This is a genomic window from Streptomyces sp. LS1784 (assembly GCF_020103755.1).
In the GTDB taxonomy this organism is placed as follows: Bacteria; Actinomycetota; Actinomycetes; order Streptomycetales; family Streptomycetaceae; genus Kitasatospora.
In genome coordinates, this window is sequence record NZ_JAHSQD010001245.1 from 1 (window position 1) to 650 (window position 650).

1 protein-coding gene is annotated in these 650 nt (G+C 77.5%); it reads left to right on the forward strand.

Features of this window, described 5'->3' with window-relative positions:
* Positions 1-56: 56 nt before the first annotated feature.
* Positions 57-650: SAF domain-containing protein (locus KS423_RS46795; protein ID WP_224285695.1), on the forward strand; the 594-nt coding region annotated here is incomplete at its 3' end.

Below are 650 nucleotides of genomic sequence, written 5' to 3' on the forward strand. Positions count from 1 at the left end.
CGCACGCGCCCGGGCGGACCATGCGGGCGCGGCGGCGGCGCCCGGCGGTGCTGGCGATGGCGGTGGCACTGATCGCGGCCGGCGGGCTGGGCGGGGCCGTCCTCTACAACAGCACCGGCCAGCGGGTCGCGGTGCTGGCGCTGGCCCGGGACGTGCCGTGGGGGCAGGTGATCACCGAGGACGACCTGGTGGTCGCCCGCATCGCGGGGGACCCGGCGCTGCGCCCGGTGTCGGCCCAGGACCGGGCGAAGGCGGTCGGCATGCGAGCCGCCACCGACCTCAAGCGCGGCGCGATGCTCACCGGTTCCGACCTCGCGCAGGGCCTGTCGGTGCAGCCCGGGCAGATCGTGGTCGGGGTGTCGGCCAAACGCAGCCAACTGCCCGCCAGCCGGCTCCAGCCAGGCGTGCAGCTGGTCGTCGTCTTCACCCCCGACAACGGCCGGGCCGACTCGCTGCCCGCCACGGTGATCACCGTCGGCCGGGTCGACACCGACGGCAGCCAGGTGATCGACGTGGCGGTCGGCACCGCGGACGGGCCCCGACTGGCGCAGTGGGTGGCGAGCGGTCGGATCCAGGTGCTGCTCGCACCGCGCGGTGCGGCGGCGGGCGGCCCCGGAGGCACCGGACCGGGCCCGGCGCCGAGCGGTGCG